At 64.8% G+C, this 20,787-nt stretch carries 19 protein-coding genes; 4 read left to right on the top strand and 15 right to left on the bottom strand.

The window, feature by feature from the left end; genetic code table 11:
* Positions 1-143 precede the first annotated feature (143 nt).
* From M0534_RS02315 to M0534_RS02305, 3 genes are all read right to left on the bottom strand, one after another.
* Positions 144-1,340, bottom strand: a complete 1,197-nt coding sequence (locus M0534_RS02315) for a sialidase family protein (protein ID WP_248566804.1) — start codon at positions 1,338-1,340, stop codon at positions 144-146.
* The gene (locus M0534_RS02310) at positions 1,328-3,370 is read right to left on the bottom strand and encodes a TonB-dependent receptor family protein (RefSeq protein ID WP_248566803.1); all 2,043 of its coding nucleotides are present in this window, start codon (positions 3,368-3,370) and stop codon (positions 1,328-1,330) included. The genes M0534_RS02315 and M0534_RS02310 overlap by 13 nt, the downstream gene beginning before the upstream one ends.
* 131 nt (positions 3,371-3,501) lie before the next feature.
* Positions 3,502-3,900, bottom strand: coding sequence for a hypothetical protein (locus M0534_RS02305; protein WP_248566802.1), 399 nt, complete (start codon positions 3,898-3,900; stop codon positions 3,502-3,504).
* A 323-nt stretch (positions 3,901-4,223) separates the two neighbouring features.
* Here M0534_RS02305 and M0534_RS02300 point away from each other — a divergent pair, with 323 nt between their 5' ends.
* The 3 genes from M0534_RS02300 to M0534_RS02290 are packed head-to-tail and all read left to right on the top strand — an operon-like array spanning position 4,224 to position 6,101.
* Complete coding sequence (locus tag M0534_RS02300; RefSeq protein ID WP_248566801.1) at positions 4,224-4,460, top strand: HvfA family oxazolone/thioamide-modified RiPP metallophore; 237 nt, start codon at positions 4,224-4,226, stop codon at positions 4,458-4,460.
* 16 nt (positions 4,461-4,476) lie between these two features.
* The gene (locus M0534_RS02295; protein ID WP_248567132.1) at positions 4,477-5,334 is read left to right on the top strand and encodes an HvfB family MNIO-type RiPP peptide maturase; all 858 of its coding nucleotides are present in this window, start codon (positions 4,477-4,479) and stop codon (positions 5,332-5,334) included.
* Between the two features lie 5 nt (positions 5,335-5,339).
* Entirely contained in the window at positions 5,340-6,101 is a 762-nt protein-coding gene (locus tag M0534_RS02290) for an HvfC family RiPP maturation protein (protein WP_248566800.1), read from the top strand.
* 111 nt (positions 6,102-6,212) lie between these two features.
* On the opposite strand, the gene ubiD is transcribed toward M0534_RS02290, so the two are convergent.
* The 11 genes from ubiD to prlC form a co-directional block, all read right to left on the bottom strand.
* Positions 6,213-7,685 (bottom strand): 4-hydroxy-3-polyprenylbenzoate decarboxylase, encoded by a 1,473-nt coding sequence (ubiD, locus tag M0534_RS02285; RefSeq protein ID WP_248566799.1) that lies wholly within the window; start codon positions 7,683-7,685, stop codon positions 6,213-6,215.
* Positions 7,686-7,749: 64 nt separating this feature from the next.
* On the bottom strand, positions 7,750-8,517 hold the full coding sequence (locus tag M0534_RS02280; RefSeq protein WP_248566798.1) for an alkaline phytoceramidase: 768 nt from the start codon (positions 8,515-8,517) through the stop codon (positions 7,750-7,752).
* 272 nt (positions 8,518-8,789) lie between these two features.
* Positions 8,790-9,104, bottom strand: a complete 315-nt coding sequence (locus M0534_RS02275; protein WP_248566797.1) for a cytochrome C oxidase subunit IV family protein — start codon at positions 9,102-9,104, stop codon at positions 8,790-8,792.
* Between the two features lie 9 nt (positions 9,105-9,113).
* On the bottom strand, positions 9,114-9,809 hold the full coding sequence (locus M0534_RS02270) for a heme-copper oxidase subunit III family protein (protein ID WP_248566796.1): 696 nt from the start codon (positions 9,807-9,809) through the stop codon (positions 9,114-9,116).
* Positions 9,810-9,828: 19 nt separating this feature from the next.
* Complete coding sequence (locus tag M0534_RS02265; RefSeq protein ID WP_248566795.1) at positions 9,829-10,449, bottom strand: cytochrome c oxidase subunit 3; 621 nt, start codon at positions 10,447-10,449, stop codon at positions 9,829-9,831.
* Positions 10,446-12,209: a cytochrome c oxidase subunit I gene (ctaD, locus tag M0534_RS02260; protein ID WP_248566794.1), complete on the bottom strand. Its 1,764-nt coding sequence runs from the start codon at positions 12,207-12,209 to the stop codon at positions 10,446-10,448. Before ctaD ends, M0534_RS02265 begins: the two co-directional genes overlap by 4 nt.
* A gap of 62 nt (positions 12,210-12,271) precedes the next feature.
* Positions 12,272-13,462: a cytochrome c oxidase subunit II gene (locus tag M0534_RS02255; protein WP_248566793.1), complete on the bottom strand. Its 1,191-nt coding sequence runs from the start codon at positions 13,460-13,462 to the stop codon at positions 12,272-12,274.
* Positions 13,463-13,566: 104 nt separating this feature from the next.
* Positions 13,567-14,130, bottom strand: a complete 564-nt coding sequence (locus M0534_RS02250) for an NAD/FAD-utilizing enzyme (RefSeq protein ID WP_248567131.1) — start codon at positions 14,128-14,130, stop codon at positions 13,567-13,569.
* Between the two features lie 337 nt (positions 14,131-14,467).
* Positions 14,468-15,235: an exodeoxyribonuclease III gene (gene xth / locus M0534_RS02245; RefSeq protein WP_248566792.1), complete on the bottom strand. Its 768-nt coding sequence runs from the start codon at positions 15,233-15,235 to the stop codon at positions 14,468-14,470.
* Positions 15,232-15,660, bottom strand: coding sequence for an HIT family protein (locus M0534_RS02240; RefSeq protein WP_248566791.1), 429 nt, complete (start codon positions 15,658-15,660; stop codon positions 15,232-15,234). The genes xth and M0534_RS02240 overlap by 4 nt, the downstream gene beginning before the upstream one ends.
* Positions 15,661-15,673: 13 nt before the next feature.
* On the bottom strand, positions 15,674-17,716 hold the full coding sequence (prlC, locus tag M0534_RS02235) for an oligopeptidase A (RefSeq protein WP_248566790.1): 2,043 nt from the start codon (positions 17,714-17,716) through the stop codon (positions 15,674-15,676).
* Positions 17,717-17,959: 243 nt separating this feature from the next.
* Here prlC and M0534_RS02230 point away from each other — a divergent pair, with 243 nt between their 5' ends.
* The gene (locus M0534_RS02230; protein WP_248566789.1) at positions 17,960-18,484 is read left to right on the top strand and encodes a gamma carbonic anhydrase family protein; all 525 of its coding nucleotides are present in this window, start codon (positions 17,960-17,962) and stop codon (positions 18,482-18,484) included.
* Positions 18,485-18,543: 59 nt separating this feature from the next.
* On the opposite strand, the gene M0534_RS02225 is transcribed toward M0534_RS02230, so the two are convergent.
* The gene (locus M0534_RS02225) at positions 18,544-20,502 is read right to left on the bottom strand and encodes a sigma-54-dependent Fis family transcriptional regulator (protein WP_248566788.1); all 1,959 of its coding nucleotides are present in this window, start codon (positions 20,500-20,502) and stop codon (positions 18,544-18,546) included.
* Between the last annotated feature and the right edge of the window lie 285 nt (positions 20,503-20,787).

Here is a 20,787-nt window from a genome sequence, read left to right as displayed (position 1 = left end):
ACCTTCTCCTCCCCCGGCACTCGGTGCCAACCGCCATGACGGCCGTCATGCGCGAATGGATGCGTTCATGGCGGTCCCGCGACTGCGTCTCCCGCCCCCAGACTCGAAGCCCAACCAGTGACGTGGCTCGCACTGGTCTGGACTCACTCGGCTTCACGTGTCCGCTCGGCCGGCAGCCGGGCCATGGCCCAGCGCCGCTGGCCGTCCGCATCGCGTTCGGTCCAGAAGACCTGCGTGCCGTGTCGGGTCGTGGTCAGCAAGGGATGGCTGGCGCGTCGGTCCTCGCTGCTCACAGTCGCTTCAAGCCAGTCACCGTTATTGTTGGTGGCGACATGGATGCGATTGTGCTCGTCCCAGGCTGCCAGCAGACTGCCAGCGTCCGTCGAGACCAGGGCCGGGTTCCCGGCCTCGGTGCCGCCGAGGCGGCGGGGGCTGGACCAACTCGTGGTGTTGTCGGCCGGGGCGTGCAGGTAATGCACGCCCGCAGCCTGCTCCTCCCCGGTCCAGACCAGCGCATGCAGCCGTGGATCCGTGCCATTGTCGAGCGCCAGGTCACCGCCAACATGGGGGCAGGCGTCCACGTCCCAGTCGAACCCGCCGACCACGCCATCGAGCTGCCAGGATCCGCCGCCGTCCTCGGATCTCGCCAGCGCCATGTCGCGCGGGTCCAGCGCCCGGTACAGCACCCAGAGTCGGTCATCGGCCGACGCAACAGTGTTCCAGCAGCACTGGCAGGTGGCGGGATCCAGCGTGTGGGTCAGATTCCAGTCTTGCAGGTCTGGCGGGCGTTGGGCATAGCGCAGCCCCTGCGCCCCATTGCGCATGTCCAGCCAGGCCAGGTGCCAGGTTCCCTCAGCGTCGGCATGCAGGCCGAAGAATCCGTGGGCCTGGCTGTCCTCCTCGTTGGCCGGTGGCGGAGTCGCCATCCAGTTTTGGCCCGCATCCTCTGATTCGGCCATCACCATCGGACCGCTGTCGGCGAAGCCGTCGCCACGGGTTTGCCAGACTACAAGCAGGTGATCTCCGTGCGCGGCAATGCGCAAATCATTGCTTCGATGGACACGACTCGGGGCGCGCTGATCGGTGTCGATGGTCACCGGGTCGCTCCAACTCCCGCCACCGTCCTCACTGTGACTGTGGCGTGCGAAATACGCGCCGTCGGCTTGTTCCTCGGCCCATGCCACATGCAGCCGGTCGCGATCGGCGGTAACGGCCAGGCTGACCACAGGATGGTCGGTTTCCGCCAGATGGTGGAGATCCGGCTCGGGTGGCTCGGCCGTCTGCTGACAGCCGGCAAGTGCCAGTGCCAGCAGTAGTAGCAGTCGTGTTACCAGTCCCATTGCACACCTCCATAGACGGCGCGCGGCGTGCCCGGATTGTAGAGCCGGTCGTCGTTGTCCGCCCGGGCGACGATGCTGGTGGTCTCGGCATGCCGGCGATCGGTCAGGTTGCGTCCTTCCAGGAACAGTCGCCAGCCGTCGCCACTGTCGTAACCGGCGAGCATGCCGAGCAGGGCATAGGAGGACGCACTCTGGCTAGTCGCGAAATCGACGAGATTCCGGCTCGTGAACTGCACATTCGGGCCGATATGGAAGCCGCCCGCATGCCGGTATTCGAGGCCGATACGGCCGACGTGGCGGGGCACCCCGGGGATGCGGTTGTTGTTCCAAAGCGAATCGTTGCGGCCGCGGAAATCGTTCAGCGTGTAGTTGAGCGAGGTGGTCAGCCGATCGTCGGGCCGACCCAGCGCCGCCAGTGGCGTCCGCCACCGGACGGCCAGTTCCAGGCCCTGGTGGATGGTGCGGTTGGCGTTGCTGGTCAGCGTGTCGCCGGGGTTGTCCGGATCCTGAAAGACCAGGATTTCATCGCGCAGCCAGGCGCGGTAGGCCACCGCTTCCCAGGACGCGCGGGCGGTCGCGCCGCGCAGGCCGATCTCGGCGGTATCGGCCCGTTGCTGACGCACCAGCGAGCCGTCCTCGCTGACCAGCTCGCCGTTGATCGGCGGCTCCAGGCTGCGGCTCAGGTTGCCGAACAGCTGGATGTCGTCACTGATCCGGTGCAGCAGGCCGACGCGCGGGCTCAGGCCACGGTAGATGCGGCGTCCTTCAGCGGCGTTGTCAGTGCGCACATCCTCCTCGCGATCGGCCCAGCTCGCCTGCAGGCTCGTCACCAGCGTGGTGCGGGCGGTAAGGGCCAGTTGGTTGTCGGCATAGAGTTCCAGCGTCGACGCGCTGTTCAGCCGCCGTGTCACGACACCGGAAAAACGATTCTCCTGCTCGTTGCGTTCACGGCCCGTGACCGCCAGCGCGCCCCAGGTGAAGCGATTGTCGAGTCCCAGCAGCTGGCCGTGCAGGCGATGCCGCAGGCTGAGCCCGACATCGTCCTGGCTGCTGTCGATCTGCGCGAACGGCAGCGGATGGTCCATGCGCAGGTGCTGGACGAAGGCCCCCAGGGTCAGCGTGTCATCGCCGCGGGTGCGGATACCGCGCTGCACCGCCAGCCGGCCCAGGCGCAGGTCGCGGGCGGCATCCACGTCGCGATTCGCCGGATCGGCCTGGCGCGGGTCGTCCCGGAACTCGGCGCGGGTCAATGAGCCAGGCAGGTCGACCCGGCTGTCCTGCAGGTCCAGGTGGAAACGGGTCTGCCGGTCCTCGTCGTGCTGGATCCCCAGATTGCTGTAAAGGCGCAGCGTTTGCTGCCCACCCTGGCTGCGAAACCCGTCATCGCGGCCGACGGTCAGCGCGGCGACGCCGTCCAGCCCGTCCTCAGCGATCCAGCCGGCCCGGGCCTGGGCGCGGGCATAGCCGAAGGAACCGGTCTCGGCGCGCAGGCTCAGCGGCGACACGCTGTAGCCGGTGGGCGAGACCAGGTCGATGGCACCGCCCAGGGTCGAGGCACCGAAACCCAGGGCATTGGCGCCACGGTAGACGGCGAGGTGCTGGGCGGTCAGCGGGTCGATGAGCTGGGTGCGGGTGTTGCCATCGGCCTCGGTCACCGGCAGGCCGTCGCGCAGTAGGCGAATGCCGCGGGTGTTGAAGGTGCGCGAGATGCCCGAGCCACGGATCGACAGGCGCAGTTCGTCGGCGCCGAAGCGGGAGCGGGCGAACACACCCGGGGTGTCACCAATGGCGTCGGCGAGGTTGGCGGCGCGGCCACGCCGGATCCGGTCTTCGTCAACCAGGGTCGCGCCGCCGGGGATCGTGCGCAGCTCGCGGGCGGTGTCCTGCTCGCTCGGCAGGGTGCCGAGTGGTCCGGTCGACTCCACGGCAAGCGGCGAGAGCTGCAGGTGATGGGTGTCGGCCGTGACGGCCTGTGACAGCGCCAGGTGGGCGCCGGCGAGCAACAGGCTCACGTAACGATGAGCGTTCATTGTTGGTGTTCTCCTGAAACGGGCTATCCGCGACCCGCCAATGACCCCGACAGGCGCAGAACACCCGCCGCTGGGTAGCGCGGGCGCTCAGGGCCGTTGTTGGCACGAGGCGGGCCGGACGACGACGTCCGTCAGGAGAGCGGTGAGGCCTGGCTCGGGGGGCGCAGGAACGACGGGTCCGGCGGCAGCGGTTCGTTTCGGCTCGGCGCCGGCATCGCCGATTGCGCCGCCGCCAGTGTCGGCGGTAGCCCGGAGGTTGGTTCGGCGACCGTCTCGCTGAGCTTGCAGCAGGTGCAGTCACAGCAGATCGGCATCGGCGTCAGGTCATGCTGGGCATGATCTGCGTGTGCATGATGGTCATGATCGTCGTGCGCCCCGTGAGCGGCGCTTTCCGACGGACAGGCGCCCAACTCCGGAAAGGCCATAAGCAGCCGATGCTCTGCATGCGCCAAAGGCTGCAACACGAAGGCCAGAGCCGCCAGCAACAGGCAACGCATGGACCAGCGATGGAGGTGGACAAACCGGATCATGGTATGGCGATTATAGGGTCATACTGAAGGAAACGCTGACTTATTCCCGCGTCTGCACCCGAGACCGGTTTTGGTCATCTGGCAAGGCGCGGTGCCGGTTCGGTAGCTCCACTACCCAGGGCAACCTGCTTCTGGCCAGACGCGTAACCTGGCGCCTACGTACTATCACCAATGGTGAGGTGACGGTGGCCGGACTAGCGTAAACCTGAAGCAAATATGCAACCAATCCTCGTCGCTCCGCGTAGACAAATGGACGAGGCACCGGGATTGAGACGTTCACGATGTTCGTGGACCACGTGACCGAAAACCCGAGGAGGGACAGCATGGGAACCAAGGCAACGAAGAAACCGCTGGCCATCGCGCTGGGGACCGCTTTCGCGGCCTGCTCGTTCGCCGCCACTGCAATGGCTGACGGCAATCCGTTCCAGGCCGACGAGTTGAAGAACCCGAGCAGTTATGATCAGTTGGCCGAGGGCAATTGTGGCGAGGGGAGCTGCGGCGGCGATGATGACAAGGACGCCGAGGGTAGCTGTGGTGAAGGAAGCTGTGGCAACGGCTAAGGCTACACGCCGCGCCATGCACGACAGGCAGTATCCCGTGCATGGCGCGGGTCTTGGACTGCGGCGGGCACTGATGGCGCCGCTGGCGCAGGGCGGATCCGATCGGCCGGACTTTCTCGAGGTTGCGCCCGAGAACTGGATCGGTATCGGTGGCGCGCGTGCGAAGCGCTTCCGGGCCCTGACCGAGCAGTACCCGTTCGTCTCCCATGGTCTGTCGCTGTCGCTTGGCGGGCCGGCGCCGCTGGACGAGGCGTTCCTGGTGCAGGTGCGGGATTTCCTTGACGCGTTCGGTATCCGCTACTACTCGGAACACCTGTCCTACTGCGGAGACGATGGCGCGCTGTACGATCTGCTGCCGATCCCGTTTACCGAAGAGGCGGTCGATTACGTTTCCCGCCGCATCCGGCGCGCGCAGGACATCCTCGGGCGGCGCATCGCGGTAGAGAACGTCTCCTGCTATGCCACGCCCGGCGCCGAGATGAGCGAGATCGATTTCGTTTGCGCGGTCCTCGACGAGGCCGACTGCGAACTGCTGCTCGACGTCAACAACATCTTCGTCAACAGCATTAATTTCAGCTATGACCCGATCGAGTTCCTCGACCGGATCCCGGGCGAGCGCATTGCCTATGCGCACATCGCCGGCCATCACGAAGAGGACGACGGACTGCGCATCGACACCCACGGTTCCGACGTGATCGACCCGGTCTGGGGCCTGCTGCAGCAGGCCTACCGGCGCTTCGGGGTCTTTCCCACCGTGCTGGAGCGGGATTTCAATTTCCCGCCGTTGCCGGTCCTGCTGCAGGAAGTGTCCCGGATCAAGGCGATCCAGGCGCAGGCGCAGGGCACCGCGACGGCCGGCGCCGGAGGTCGCTGACGGCGATGGATTTTCGTCGCCTGCAGCACGCGTTCACCGCCAATATTCGCGATCCGGAACGGGTGGCATCCCCGCCGGATGTCGACCCCTCGCGCATGGCGGTCTACCAGCGGCTGGTGTTCAACAATATCGACAGCTACATGTCGCGTGCCTTCTCCGCGGTTCGCGCGTTTTTCGGCGAGGCGGAATGGCACGCCCTGGTCCGCGGTTTCTTCGTCCTGCATCGCTGCCGGAAACCGCAGTTCTTCGAGTCGGCGGAGGAGTTCCTCGACTATCTGCAGACCGAGGCCCGCGATGCGCACGGCGAGCCCCTGGCGCAGTTCCTGCTGGAGCTCGCGCATTTCGAATGGCTGCGCATGATGCTGTATGTGCAGTCGGATCCTGACCTTTCGGCCGCCGGAGCGCCCGACAACCAGGCGATCGGCCCCCGGCGGCTGCTTGTCTCCCCGCTGGCCTATCCGCTCAGTTACCAGTACCCGGTGCATGCGTTGACGCCCGGAGAACTCCCTGCCGAGCCGGCAGCGCCGACCTTCCTGATCGTCTATCGGGAACTGGCCGGGGAAGAGGCGGTGCGGGTCATGCAGATGAATGCCGTGACCGCGATGCTGCTCGAGCACATCGACAAGGCGCCGTCGCTGCGTGCCGACGAACACCTCGCCGCGATCGCTGAGACACTCGGGCATGCGCAAACCGAACAAGTCATCGCCGGCGGCATGGCAACCCTACGCGACCTCTGCCAGCGCGGCGTGGTCCTGGCGCAGCGCTGATTTACAGCGCGTTTTAGGTGTTACGTTTTACGTTTAACGAGGCGCGAGGAACACGACGCTTTTGACGTAACACGTAACACGTAACACGTAACACGCGGGCCCAACGGCCCGCTAAATTCCGTATTCCCCCCAACGCCGGTCGACCAGCGCCTTCGTTTCGTCGTCCATCGCGATCGGCCGGCCCCATTCCCGGCGGGTCTCGCCGGGCCACTTGTTGGTGGCGTCGAAGCCGACCTTGGAACCCAGGCCGGAGACCGGCGAGGCGAAGTCCAGGTAGTCGATCGGGGTGTTTTCGATCATCACCGTGTCGCGGGCCGGGTCCATGCGCGTGGTCATGGCCCAGATCACGTCCTCCCAGGAGCGGGCGTCGACGTCCTCGTCGACCACGATCACAAACTTTGTGTACATGAACTGGCGCAGGAACGACCAGACGCCGAGCATCACGCGCTTGGCGTGGCCCGGGTACTGCTTCTTCATGCTGACCACCGCCATGCGGTAGGAGCAGCCCTCCGGTGGCAGATAGAAGTCCCCGATTTCGGGGAACTGCTTCTGCAGGATCGGCACGAACACCTCGTTCAACGCGACCCCGAGGATTGCCGGCTCATCCGGCGGCCGACCGGTGTAGGTGCTGTGATAGATCGGGTCTGGTCGGTGGGTGATGCGCTCGACGGTGAATACCGGGAAGCGGTCCACCTCGTTGTAGTAGCCGGTGTGGTCGCCGAACGGACCCTCGGGCGCCATATCGTCCGGATGGATATGGCCCTCCAGCACGATTTCGGCGCTGGCCGGCACCTGCAGATCCGAGCCCTGGCAGGCCACCAGTTCGGTCTTGCTACCGCGGAGCAGCCCGGCGAAGGCGTATTCCGAGATGTTGTCCGGCACCGGTGTCACGGCACCGAGGATGGTGGCCGGATCGGCGCCCAGGGCCACGGTCACCGGAAACGGCTTGCCCGGATGGGCCTGCTGCCATTCGCGGAAATCCAGTGCCCCGCCGCGATGGGCCAGCCAGCGCATGATGACCCGGTTGCGGCCGATCACCTGCTGGCGGTAGATACCCAGGTTCTGCCGCGACTTGTGCGGCCCGCGCGTGATTACCAGCGCCCAGGTGATCAACGGTCCGGCATCGCCGGGCCAGCAGGTCTGCACCGGGATCTGGCCCAGGTCGACCTGATCGCCTTCCAGCACGATGTCCTGGCACGGCGCCTTGCGCACCGTCTTCGGCGCCATGCTCAGTACCTTCTTGAACACCGGCAGTTGATCCCAGGCATCGCGAAAGCCCTTGGGCGGCTCCGGCTGGCGCAGGAAGGCCAGCAGCTTGCCGATATCGCGCAGCGCATCGGTGCTGTCGGCACCCATGCCCAGCGCGACCCGATGCGGCGTGCCGAACAGGTTGCCGAGTACCGGCATGCTGTAGCCGTCCGGTTTCTCGAAAAGCACCGCCGGACCACCGCTGCGCAGCACGCGATCGCAGATTTCGGTCATCTCCAGACGCGGGCTGACCGGCACCCTGACCCGGTGCAGCTCGTCGCGTTGCTCCAGCATCGTCAGAAAGTCCCTTAGATCCCGATATTGTACTGCCGCCATGCCTGTCTCCCGGGTTTTCGAGGGTGACAATGATGTCAGAACGATGGGTGGTTGGCTTCCGTTGTTAACCTGAAGGAAGCCGTCGCAGTCGCAGGACCACGCATAATGCGGCCAGCGCCGCCACCAGGTGTTTCACCGTATGGCCGCTGACGGTGCCGCCGGTTGCCTGATAGACCCCGGCATCGCTCAGATCGAAAGCCAGGGCGACCAGATACAGGGCGACGGCGGTCAGCAGCCAGCCGTTGGCGGGATGGCGTGACCGGCAACACAGCACCAGTACCGGCGTCAGCAGTATCGGGATTCCCTGGACCAGCAGGTAAGGGCGCAGGTCGCCGCGTCCCAGCCATTCACTGACCAGCCAGTAGCCGGCCGAGAGTGCGGCCAGCGTGCAGAGTCCGCCCACGAGCTTCGGCGCGTGGCCGGCCGGCAGGCGCTCATTGAGTACCGCCGCGAACAGGGCGGCAAAGGTCACGGCCATGGCCAAGCGATCCCAGAACAGCCGCGGCGTGTCCGGGTCCAGATGGTAGTAGCCGCTGCCCAGTGCCACGCCGATCAGACCGACGCACAGCGTCTGGTAGGGCAGGCGGTCCTTGCCGTGGGGCGGGTGCCAGCGGCGCAGACTGGCGAAGCCGAGGCCCGCAACCAGCAGGAAGGCGCTGTTGCTGAGCACGTTCAGGCCGTGGGGTATGCCCAGAACCGGCCGTTGGTCGGCAAAGTCGTGATAGCCCGGATCCTGTGGCATTGGACCGGTAAGCAGGAGACTGGCCGCGATCAGCGGCAAGGCGATCAGCAGACCAAGGTGCAGGGGCCGTGGCGTGTTCTGCCAGGCCACGGCCTTAGTCGTCGCAACAGGGGAGGATTGGCGGCTGGTCCGCCGGCCACTCGATACGGCTTGCCGGCACTGCCGCATGCACTCTCCCGCGGCCGGTTTTCAGGTATTCACCGAAGGCAGTCGGCTCGATACGCAGGTCCCGTTCGTGGCAGGCAAGGTTCATATCCCAAGCCTACCAGTCCAATGCCCTTTCATCCTCTGAGCCGGCCTGCCGTTATGCGGTGTCGGACTCAAGTGGCAAGCCGGGGCGGGATACCGTCGACAACGGTCAACTAACCGGGGTAGGCGGCGCGCAACGCGCTGATATAGCCCCCTTCAGCCGCCAGGAACAGGATCAGGGTAAGCATGGCCAGGGGTGGCACCAGGATGGCGTAGATCAGCGACAAGCGCTCCCAGCGCATATGCATGAACACCGCCACGATCAACGTGGCCTTCATGCTCATGAATAGCAGCACCAGTGACCAGCGCCAGAAGCCCTGCAGGTCGTTGTAGTCCACCAGGTAGGAAAAAAAGCTGAGTACGAACAGCCAGCCCCAGACCTGCAGGTAGAGGCTGATCGGATGCTGCTGTCCCTGTGCGGTTGTCATGACGCCACCTCAGAGCAGGTAGAAGAAGGCGAAGATGAAGACCCACACCAGGTCCACGAAATGCCAGTAAAGACCGGTGATCTCCACCGCCTCGTAGTTGCCGCTGCGGTCGTAGTCGCCGCGCAGCACCCGGCGCGCAATGATCAGCAACAGCACCACGCCGATGGATACATGCAGGCCATGGAAACCGGTAATCATGAAGAAGGCGGCGCCGAACTGGGGCGCGCCCATGGGGTTGTCCCAGGGTCGCACTCCCTTGCCGATGAGATCGGTCCACTCGAAGGCCTGCATGCCGACGAAGCTCAGGCCAAGCAGCGCGGTGAGCCCCATGAACGCAGCCGCCAGCCCTCGGCGGCGCTGATAGCCGTAGTTCACTGCCATGGCCATGGTGCCGCTGCTGGTGATCAGGATAAAGGTCATGATGGCGATCAGCAGCAGCGGCAGTTCCACGCCGGCCACGGTCAGGGCGAACACCTCGCTGGTGTCCGGCCAGGGCTGCGGCGTGGTCAGGCGAACCGCCATGTAGCCCACGAGTAGCAGACCGAAGACGAAGGTGTCGCTCAGCAGGAAGATCCACATCATGGTCTTTCCCCAGGACACCCGGGGAAAGGTCTGCCGGTCCGCGGACCAGTCGTCCACCACGCGCTGCCAGCCGGACCGGGGCGGGTCGCTGGTTCCCTGTTGTTGAGCGGTCGAGTCTGTCATCGTTGATTTCCTCGCCTCGCTACCCGCTCAGCAGGGTTGCGAACAGCACCAGCCAGACGGCCAGCAGGAAGTGCCAGTAAATGGCACACAGGCGGACGTAGAGCTGCACTGTGGCCAACTCGGTGCCGACCCGCGCGGCGGTCCGCACCTTGAGCCAGGCGACCATCCCGCAGACCAGGTGCAGCGCGTGCAGCCCGCTCATCAGATAGAAGAAGCTGCCACCGGCGCTGCCGGCGAGGGCGTATCCCTGGCCGGCCAGTGCCTGCCACGACCATACCTGCGTGGCAAGAAAACCCAGCGCCAGCAGACCGGCGGCGGCAAGATTTGCCTGCAACTCGGCAAGCCGGGCAGGGGCCGTGATCCGGCGTGCCCGCTCGAAGGCCACGCTGCTGGCCAGCAGCAGTGCCGAACTGAGCCAGAGCTGCCAGGGCAGCGGCACCGCCTGCCAGTCGCCCATATGACGGCGCATGAAATAGGCGCTGACCACCAGGCCGAACATGGAGGTTAGCGGCACCAGCAGTAGCAGGAGACCACGCAGGGCGACCCGGGACCGGTCCACCGGTCCTTGCCAGGGCTGGCGGTTGCCCCAGGCGGGTTCAATGGTGCCCCTTCCCGGGGCGTGTTGCGCCCAGAAGCTCATGCCTTGCCCTCCTGCGGACCGGGCCCGCCGTGCGGTTCACCGGTTTCCGGTCGCGGGTCGGTCTGCGGAATGAAATCGCGGGGAGCACCGGGCACGTTGTAGTCGTAGGGCCAGCGATGGACCACCGGCACGGAGGCGCCCCAGTTGCCGTGTTTTGGCGGGGTATCCGGCGTCTGCCACTCCAGGCTGGCGGCGTTCCACGGGTTGTCGCCGGACGGCTTGCCATGGAAGGCACTCCACACCAGGTTCACCAGGAACAGGACCTGGGAGATGGCAACCGCTAGCGCCACCACGGTGATGAAGGTGTTCAGATCATGCGCCGACTGGGGGATGAACGCGTAGTCCTCGTAGGCATAGTAGCGCCGCGGCATGCCCAGCACTCCCAGGTAGTGCATGGGGAAGTAGATGGCGTAGGTGCCGAGGAAGGTGATCCAGAAATGCAGCTGGCCCAGGCGTTCGTTCATCATTCGGCCGGTGAGCTTCGGGAACCAGTGGTAGATGGCGCCGAACACCACCAGGATCGGTGCCACGCCCATCACCATGTGGAAATGAGCCACCACGAAGTAGGTGTCTGCGAGCGGGATATCAACCACCACGTTGCCCAGGAACAGCCCGGTCAGGCCGCCCACCACGAAGGTGATGATGAAGCCGACGGCGAACAGCATGGGCACGGTCAGGTGGATGTCGCCCCGCCACAGCGTGAGGATCCAGTTATAGACCTTGATGGCCGTGGGCACGGCAATCACCAGGGTGGAGATGGCGAAGAAATAGCCGAACGACAGATTCATGCCGCTGACGTACATATGGTGCGCCCAGACAAAGAAACTGAGCACGCCAATGGCAACAATGGCCCATACCATCATGTGATAGCCGAAGATGTTCTTGCGCGCGTGGGTGCTGATGAGGTCGGACACCAGACCGAAGGCGGGCAGGGCGACGATGTAGACTTCCGGGTGTCCGAAGAACCAGAACAGGTGCTGGAACAGCAGCGGACTTCCGCCCTCGTGGTCGAGCTGCTGGCCCATGGCGATGACCGCCGGCATGAAGAAGCTGGTCCCCAGAGTGTTGTCCATGATCAGCATCACGGCGGCCACGAACAGGGCCGGGAAGGCCAGCAGGGCCATGATGGAGGCAATGAAGATGCCCCAGATCGACAACGGCATGCGCATCAGCGTCATGCCCGGGCAGCGGCACTGCAGCACCGTGGTCACGTAGTTGAGCCCGCCCATGGTGGCAGCGACGATGAATATCGCCAGCGACACCAGCATGGTGATGATGCCCCAGTCGGCCCCCGGGGTGCCGGGCGTGATGGCCTGTGGCGGATACAGCGTCCAGCCGGCGCCGGTGGGGCCGCCGGGCACGAAGAAGCTGGCCAGCAGCACGATCACCGACAGCAGGTAAAACCAGTAGCTCAGCATGTTGACGTACGGAAACACCATGTCCCGCGCGCCCAGCATCAAAGGGATGAGATAGTTGCCGAAGCCGCCCAGAAACAGGGCGGTGAGCAGGTAGACCACCATGATCATGCCGTGCATGGTCATGAACTGGTAATAGGTCGCGGCATCGACTACGCCGGAATCCGGGAAGCCGAGCTGGATGCGCATGATACCCGACAGCACCAGCGCCACCAGACCCACGGAAATCGCAGTCAGGGAATACTGGATGGCGATGACCTTGTGGTCCTGGCTCCAGATGTACCGGGTCACGAAACTTTGCGGTTCGTGATGCTCGTGAGTCTCGGCTGCTGCGCTGTAGGCCATGGCCACTTGCCTCGTTGCCAGACAGGCTACGCCCGTGCGTCAGCGCACGGGCGCAACGGGAGTCAGTCGGTGTTGCCCCGGGCCGGTTCTTCCCCATCACCCGGTGCCTGTGCCTCGTGTGGCATCTCCTCCGGCTCCGACCGGTCCTCCGGTGCCTCCGCCAGGCTGCGGATATAGGACACCAGGGCGCCGAGATCGGCGTCGTCCAGATCGAAGGCCGGCATCACCGGCGGGAAGCCCTGAGTCAGTTCGGCGCCGGGATCGGTGATCGAGCGACGGATGTAGTCGGCATCGGCGACAACGGTTGACCCGTCGGCCAGGGTTACTTCGCTGTCGTAGAGATTGAGCCAGGTGGGACCGATCTGGCGGCTGCCGTCGACGCTGTGACAGGCGACGCAACCGTGCTGTTCGGCGAGGTTCCGGCCGCGGATCACCTGCGCATCGATCTCCGGATCCTCAAGCATCGCCAGTTGCTCGCCGAAGGTACGCTGGTCTGCCAGCCAGGCGTCGAAGTCTTCCTGCCCCTTCACCACCACCGCGCCACGCATGTTGAAATGGCCGACGCCGCAGTGTTGTGTGCAGAGCACCTCGAAGCGGCCGGTGCGAGTCGGGGTGAACCAGAATCGCGTCACCATGCCGGGAACCATGTCCATCTTGGCCCGGAACTGGGGGACGAAGAAGCCGTGGATCACGTCGTTGGAGCGCAACAGAACCTCCACGGGCTGGTCCACCGGAAGTCTCAGGTCACCGCCCCGGATCACGATATCGTCCTGTCCTGCCGGATCGTCCGGGTCCAGACCCAGCGGGTTGTCGCCGCGCACGTGGCGTACGTTGGCAGCGCCGAATTGACCGTCTGCGCCGGGAAAGCGGTAGCCATAGCGCCACTGGTCGCCGACCACCTCGACCTGCATGGCGTCCGGCGGTGCGCGCACGAAATCTGCGTAGACGATCAGGCCCGGGGCGAGCAGGCCGACGATTCCAGCGGTGGTTGCACCTAACAGCCACCATTCGAGCCGCCGGTTATCCGGCTCGAAACGCGCCCGGTGGCCTGGCCGATGGCGGAAGCGGATCAGCGCTACCACCATGAACAGGCTGACGGCGACAAACACCACGCCGGTGATGGCGAAGGAAACCTGCAGCATGGCGTCCATCGAGCTCCAGTTGGACGCCAACGCGGACACGGTCCAGGGCGTAACGAAGTGGAACGCGACCGAACCGATGACGATCAGTGCGAGGACGATTGCCAGGATCATGGGTCGAATCCCCCGCCAGTCTTGTCAAAGCCGGGAGACAGCCGGTTACCGGCGCCTCCCGGCAGCCCGGTCATCGCGCATCGGCGCGGCAACCGGGGTGGCTTTTATGGAAAGGTGTCGGCGAAGAACCGCTGCAACCGGTGTTGCCAGAACACCACCCAGTGTGGCGCCGCCGGTCCGGTGCCGGCCGGCTCCAGCGACGGGTGACGTTTCGCCAGTCGCTGCAGGATAGCCTCCTGGCCGTCCTCCAGGTCGACGAAGAAGACATGCCGACCCGCCTGCAGCGCATTCTGGAAATGCCGGAAATGCACATTCGGCGTGTCGATGCCGCGCAGGCCTCCTTCCCAACTGCAGAATCCCAGCAGGATGACCGCCAGGAACACGAACGGTATCCAGCCCGCCGGGGTCTGGTGCCAGCCGGTCAGGCCGGCGGTAATAAGGATCGCCGTCGCCAGGCACAGGCCGATGGCGGCCCCGATCAAGGTCGAATGCACGACATCGCGCTTCATGAACGCGGTTACCTGATGCAGGTGATGGTGGTCCTCCGCACCGGATTCGTTCAGGGTGAGCAGGTGAATCTGCGGCGTGACGATGCCGGATCGTTCCAGTTCCTCTTCCAGGCGCTCCAGATCGTCCAGGTCGTCACTGATGAAGAAATAGCGCGTCATCCTCATGACAAGCCCTCCACCGTTGTCGAAACGTCGGGAAGCCCGCGGCCCTGCGCGGAACCCAGGCACACGTCGGCGGAGCGTGCTGTGAACTGTGCTGGTCGGGTGGTTGGCCCTGTGGCTGGGCCGTTTGCCGGCGTGGACCCAAGTGGACCCTATCGGCGGCGGACTCGGAAGAGTCGGTCGTCGGGGGAAGAGCAACGGTACATGGCACGATACGCATCGCACGCATGCCTCCCGAAGCGGCACGGGGCACGGATACCCCACTTCTGAGGATAGTCGGCGATGCCGAGAATCACCAGTGAACCGCAGCCTGGAAACGCGAGGCCGCCGGCCGTCAGGCGGCGAAGCGGGCCACTACCGGGGCGTGGTCCGACGGGCGTTCCAGGCGGCGTGGTCCAAGGTCCACCCAGGAGGCCTCGCAACGCGCCTTCAATGCCTCGCTGGCCAGGATCAGGTCGATGCGCAGGCCGCGATTGCGGCGGAAGTTGTTCATCCGGTAATCCCACCAGGAAAACACGGCGTCCTCCTGCGGAAACAGCCGGAAGGTGTCGTGCAGCCCCAGCTCCAGCAGGGCCTCCAGCGCCGCATGTTCCGGTTCGCTGAACAGGATCCTGCCGCGCCATTCCTCGGGGTCGTGCACGTCGGCATCCGCAGGCGCGATGTTGAAGTCGCCGACCACCGCCAGTTGCTGGTGTCGCATGGTCTCCTCGGCCAGCCAGTCCCGCAGCCGTGCCAGCCAGTCCAGTTTGTAGGCGTACTTGTCCGAGCCGACTTCCGAGCCGTTGGGCACATACAGGTTGATGAAGCGCAGCTTGCCGATGGTGGCGGCGAGGACCCGGCGCTGCGGGTCATCCAGGCCGGGAATGTCGGTAACAATGTCGCTGAGTGGCTCGCGGGCCAGCACCGCAACCCCGTTGTAGGTGGGCTGGCCGCTGAACGCGACCCGGTAGCCGGCCTGCTCGATGGCTTCAAGCGGAAACTTGTCGTCGGTGAGCTTGGTTTCCTGCAGCCCGAGCAGGTCGGGCTGCTCGCTGGTCAGCCAGTCGAGCACATGCGGCAGCCGGACCTTCAGCGAATTGACGTTCCAGGTCGCGAGCTTCATGCCAGAGCGGCGCGCAGCTGTTCGGCCTGGGCCTTTAGCTCGGCGGCATCGGCCTGCTCCTTGCCGTGCACGCTCCAGTTCTTCTCCTGCCAGCGCGGGATGATGTGCTGGTGGTAATGGAACACGGTCTGGCCGGCAGCCTCGCCGTTGAACTGCAGGATGCTGATGCCCTCCGGACGGAACACCTGGTCGGCGGCGCGGGCGATACGCTGGGCCATCAGACTGCAGGCGGTCTGCAGATCCGGCGGAATCTCCAGGATGGTCTGGTAATGGCCCTTCGGGATCACCAGGGCGTGGCCCCTGGACGACGGAAATGCATCCATGAAGGCCATGATCCGGTCATCGTCGTGAATCACGGCCGCCGGGATGTTGCCGGCGACGATCTTGCAGAAAATGCAGTCATCCTTGCGCGGATAATCGGCCATCAATGCTCTCCCCTCAGGCGGCCAGTCCGTTGTGTCGCAGCAGCGCGTCGATCTGCGGTTCGCGCCCGCGGAATGCGACGTACATGTCCATCAGATCCTCGGAGCCGCCCTTCTCCAGGATGTTTTCCAGGAAATCCCGCCCGGTCTGCTGGTTGAAAATGCCTTCCTCCTCGAATCGGGAGAAGGCATCCGCCGACAGCACCTCGGCCCACTTGTAACTGTAGTAACCGGCCGCATAGCCGCCGGCGAAGATATGGCCGAAGCTGTGCGGAAAGCGATGCCAGGCCGGCGGTTTCATCACCGAGACCTGGTCGCGAATGGCATCCAGCGTCTCGAAGATCCGTGCGCCTGCCGCTGGATCGTAGTCGGCATGCAGCCGGAAATCGAACAGCGAGAATTCCAGTTGCCGCACCATCTGCATTGCGGACTGGAAGTTCTTCGCGGCCTGCATGCGCTGGTAGAGATCATCGGGGATGCGCTCGCCGGTCTCGACGTGCAGCGCGAACAGGTCCAGCGCCTCGCGCTCCCAGCACCAGTTCTCCATGAACTGGCTGGGCAGTTCCACCGCGTCCCACGGCACGCCGGCGATGCCGGAGACCGCGGCGCAGTCCACCCGGGTCAGCATGTGATGCAGGCCATGGCCGAACTCGTGGAACAGGGTCTCCACCTCGCCATGGGTCAGCAGCGAGGGTTTGCCAGCGACGCTGGGCGTAAAGTTGCAGGTCAGATAGGCCACGGGTATTTGCGTCTTACCGGCGTGCGCCCGGCGCATGCGGCAGACGTCCATCCAGGCGCCCCCGCGCTTCTTCGCCCGCGCGTACAGGTCGGTATAGTACTGGCCGCGCACGCTGCCGTCGGGGTCACGGATTTCGTAGAACCGCACGTCGTCGTGCCAGGTGTCGACCCTGGCGGTGTTCTCGACGATCTGCACGCCGTACAGCCGTTCCACCACCTGGAACAGGCCGTCCATGACCCGGTCCGCCGAAAAGTAGGGTCGCAGGTCCTCCCGCGAGAGCTGGTAGCGGGCCTGGCGCAATTTCTCCGTCGCCCAGGTGGTGTCCCAGGGTTGCAGCTCCTCAAGGCCCAGTTCGCTGGCGGCGTAGTCGCGCAATGCCGCGAGTTCCCGTTCCGCCTGGGGCCGGGCCTTCGCTGCCAGGTCCTCAAGGAAACCGGTCACCTGATCGGTGGACTCGGCCATCTTGGTGGCCAGTGACAGTTCCGCGTAGTTGGAGAAGCCGAGCAACTGCGCCTTTTCATGCCGCAGGGCGAGAATCTCCTCCATGATGGCGCTGTTGTCCCACTGGCCCGCGTGGGGTCCCTGGTCGGAGGCGCGGGTGCCGAAGGCGGTGTACATCTCCTCGCGCAGGGCGCGGTTGTCGCAGTGCGCGAGCACGCCGAAGAAGCAGGGAAAATCCAGGGTCAGCAAATAGCCGTCCGTGCCCTCGCGCTCCGCCGCCTGTCGAGCAACGGCCAGCGTCGATTCGGGTAGCCCGGCCAGCTCGGTCTCGTTGTGGATGTGCTTCTGCCAGGCGTTGGTGGCATCCATCACGTTTTCTTCGAACTTGGCGGACAGCGCCGACAGGCGACTGGCGATCTCGCGGTAGCGTTCCTTCTTGTCGGTCGGCAGGTCGACTCCGGACAGACGGAAGTCGCGGATCGCGTTTTCCACGCTCTTGCGTTGCGCAGCGCCGAGGCTGGCGAAATCCTCCCGTTCGCGCACGGCCTTGTAAGCCTTGGCCAGGGCGCTGTTCTGGCCCATTTCGGTGGTATATGCGGTGAGCTTTGGCAGGCAGGCGTTGTAGGCCTCGCGCAGGGCGTCGTTGTTCATCACGGCGTTGAGGTGGCTGACCGGCGACCAGGTCCGGCTCAGGCGGTCATCCATTGCCTCTAGCGGTTCCACCACCGTCTCCCAGCTGGGCTCGTCGGTCCCCGCCAGCAGGTCCTCGAGTTGCTCCCGGTTCTCGGCCAACAGCGCGTCGATCGCCGGTTCCACATGTTCGGGGCGGATCGCGGAAAAGGCCGGAAGGCCCTCGTTGTCGAGGAGCGGATTGGTCATGATTGCAACTCCTGTGCGTTCTGTTACCGGCGAATTCCATCGTTCGCCAGTGCCTTGTGATGATGATGCCATGGCGTGCCGGCTTAATGGAGTCGGCTTGCCGGCGACAGGTTTCCTGCCCCGGCTGGTACATCTCTCGGCTGGCAGCCGTTACCCTCTCCCTACAATGACGATCAATCGGGCATGATCCAAGGTGATATGGTTGCCTGCGCAAGCGCAGGTGCCGCGGAACGGGAGAGAGCCATGCTGCGCGCATTTGAAGGAATATCGCCGACGCTGAAGGCGGGAGCCTGGGTGGATCAGGCTGCCCTGGTGATAGGGGATGTCGTGCTTGGCTCGGAGGTCTCGGTCTGGCCGATGACGGTGATTCGCGGCGACGTCAATTACATCAGAATCGGGGCCCGAACCAACGTGCAGGATGGTACCATCGTCCATGTTGCGCATGCCGGGGGCATGAACCCCGAGGGCTTTCCGACCCTTGTCGGCGAAGACGTGACCATCGGCCACAATGCGGTCATCCATGCCTGCACCATTGGTGATCGTTGCCTGATCGGCATGTCGGCCACCGTCATGGACGGCGCCGTACTGGAAGACGAAGTGATTGTCGGTGCCGGCTCGATGGTGCCGCCGGGCAAACACCTTCGCGCCGGTCATCTGTACATTGGCAGTCCGGCCCGCGAGAAGCGGCCGCTGACCGAGGACGAGAAGGTTTTTCTGCGTTATTCGGCGGCGCACTATGTGGAACTGGCAGCGCGTCACCAGCGCTGAGGTTGCGGGGTTGGGGGCCGCCACCGTCTTGCATCGAAGCGCTGTTCGACGGCTGCCGATCAACCAAACGGGGACTTCTGGCGCGGCGGGTAAATGCCGTAGCGTTTCATCTTGCGGTACAGCGTGCTGCGACTGATCGCTAAGGTTTCCGCGGCCTCATTGACGTGCCAGTGATGCTGTCGCAGCGTTGTGACAAGGGTGTCACGCTCGGCCTGACGCAATGCCGACCCTGTTTCCTCACCCGCTTGGTGTCTTTCCAGGCCGTCGTCGTAATGGCGGCTCGCGGTCTGCGGGATTTCGCCAAGCCGGATCTCGGCCGGCAAGTCGTCCACCCGGATACAGCCCCCCTCCTGCAAGGCAACCATGGTGCGGATGCATGTCACCAACTGGCGGATGTTCCCCGGCCAGTGGTAACCGTCGAGCAAGCGCATGGCTTCCGGGTCAATCCGCGGTGGCTGCGCGGGCGCGCTGCTGCAAGCCAGCAGATGTTCAATCAGGGCGGTGCGGTCATGCCGCTCTCGCAGTGGCGGCAGGGTCAGCGTAAAACCCTGCAGGCGGTAGTACAGGTCTTCCCGGAACTGGCCTTCGGCGATCAATTCTCTCAGGTCGCGGTGGGTCGCGCTGATCAGGCAGAGATCCACCGGCACGGCCTTGTCGCCGCCCAGTGGCAGGACTTCGCGCTCCTGCAGGACACGCAGCAGGCGCGCCTGCAGTGCCAGTGGCATGTCTCCGATCTCGTCCAGAAACAGCGTGCCGCCGTCGGCCTGGACGATGCGCCCGGTGTTGCCACGTCGGCTGGCCCCGGTGAAGGCGCCGCCCTTGTAGCCAAACAGTTCGCTCTCGATCAGCGTCTCCGGGATCGATGCGCAATTCACCGCGACGAAAGGGCCGTCGCGCCGGCTACCTGCCCGATGCAGGGATTTGGCGAACACCTCCTTGCCGGTACCGGTTTCGCCGTGGATCAGGATCGGGATATTCTCGCCGGCCAGTCGCTTGGCCCGGCGAATATGGCCTGCCACCGCCGGGTCGCCCAGTTCCAGCGATGCCAGGTAGTCCTCGGCGTTGACCGCATCGTCGCCGGGTTTTTCGGTGGTCTGGGTGCTTGCTGGTGATTCCTGCGGATGATCGGCGGGAGGGGTGAGCAGGACGTAGAAACGTCGTCCCTGGCGCGAATCGAAGACGATGCCCGGTTCCTCGTTGCCTTCCGGCAGCTCGTCAAGCTGCAGGTTAAGCAGTTCGCCCAATTCGCCATAGCGACTACTGTCCGGTGCGCCGTCTCCGAGCAGGCTCCTGGCAGTCTGGCTCATGCCCAGCACGCGTTGTTCGCGGCCGATGGCGATCAGTCCGCCATCGATGGTGTCAACGGAATCCGGCCGGGAATGAAAGCGCAGGATCATGCGATTGGCAAACCGCTTCAGGAATGCACGGCGATCAATCAGCTGTGCCGCCATCTCCAGTAATGCCGTGACATAGGGTTGCCGGTTGTCGTGCTCGTTCGTCGCGGTCAGCAGTGCGAGCACGAAAGCCAGCTGTCCGTCGCCGCTGAACACCGGAATTCCGGTACCACTCATCCAGCGATTGGCGGTGAGATAATGTTCGTCGCCGCTCACGCAAACAGACCGCTGCATTGCGGCGCAGCTGCCGATGGCATTGTTGCCCTGGGTTTTTTCGCCCCAGTCGGTGCCTGGCCGGAGGCCGACCCGGGCGGCCAGCGCATTGAACTCGGGATCACCGAGATAATGCAGGACCGTACCCCTCGCATCGGCAATGGCGACCCCGCACCGAGTTCCTGCCAGCCGCCTGGCCAGACTGTTCATTTCGGCCCTGGCCACCTCGAACATCTCGCCGAACTGGTCCTGCAGGCGTTTCAGCTGTTCGGTGCTCAACGAGGTCTGGCTGGGACGCATGTCCGTCTCAAGCCCGAGTTCTTCGCGACAACGGACCCAGGCGGCGCTGCGGCGGCCGTTTATCGACTGGACGCTGGAACTGCTGTCCTTCCGCTGTTCGGTGACTGCCATTGGCGTTGACCCGCAGTGATTGTTGTAGGGCGGAATGCCGTTTCGCCCTCGCTGTCTCGGGACGCGTGGATCGCACCCCGCTTTCGACATCTCACTGCCATGCAAATATGACACAATATTCAATATATGCAAAAAACTTTCGTCGTACGATTCCGTTTCCCGACAGGAACGCGAAAATGTCGCATTAGTGGGACTTTTCCAGTTGGTAATTCCCTCTTTTGCGACATCTGCTGCATGGACACACCCGGTTCACTCCTTCCGAACGACCCGCGAACCGTTGACTGG

Source organism: Methylonatrum kenyense, from assembly GCF_023195885.1.
In the GTDB taxonomy this organism is placed as follows: Bacteria; Pseudomonadota; Gammaproteobacteria; order Nitrococcales; family Aquisalimonadaceae; genus Methylonatrum; species Methylonatrum kenyense.
This window is presented reverse-complemented; position numbering and strand designations above follow the sequence as displayed.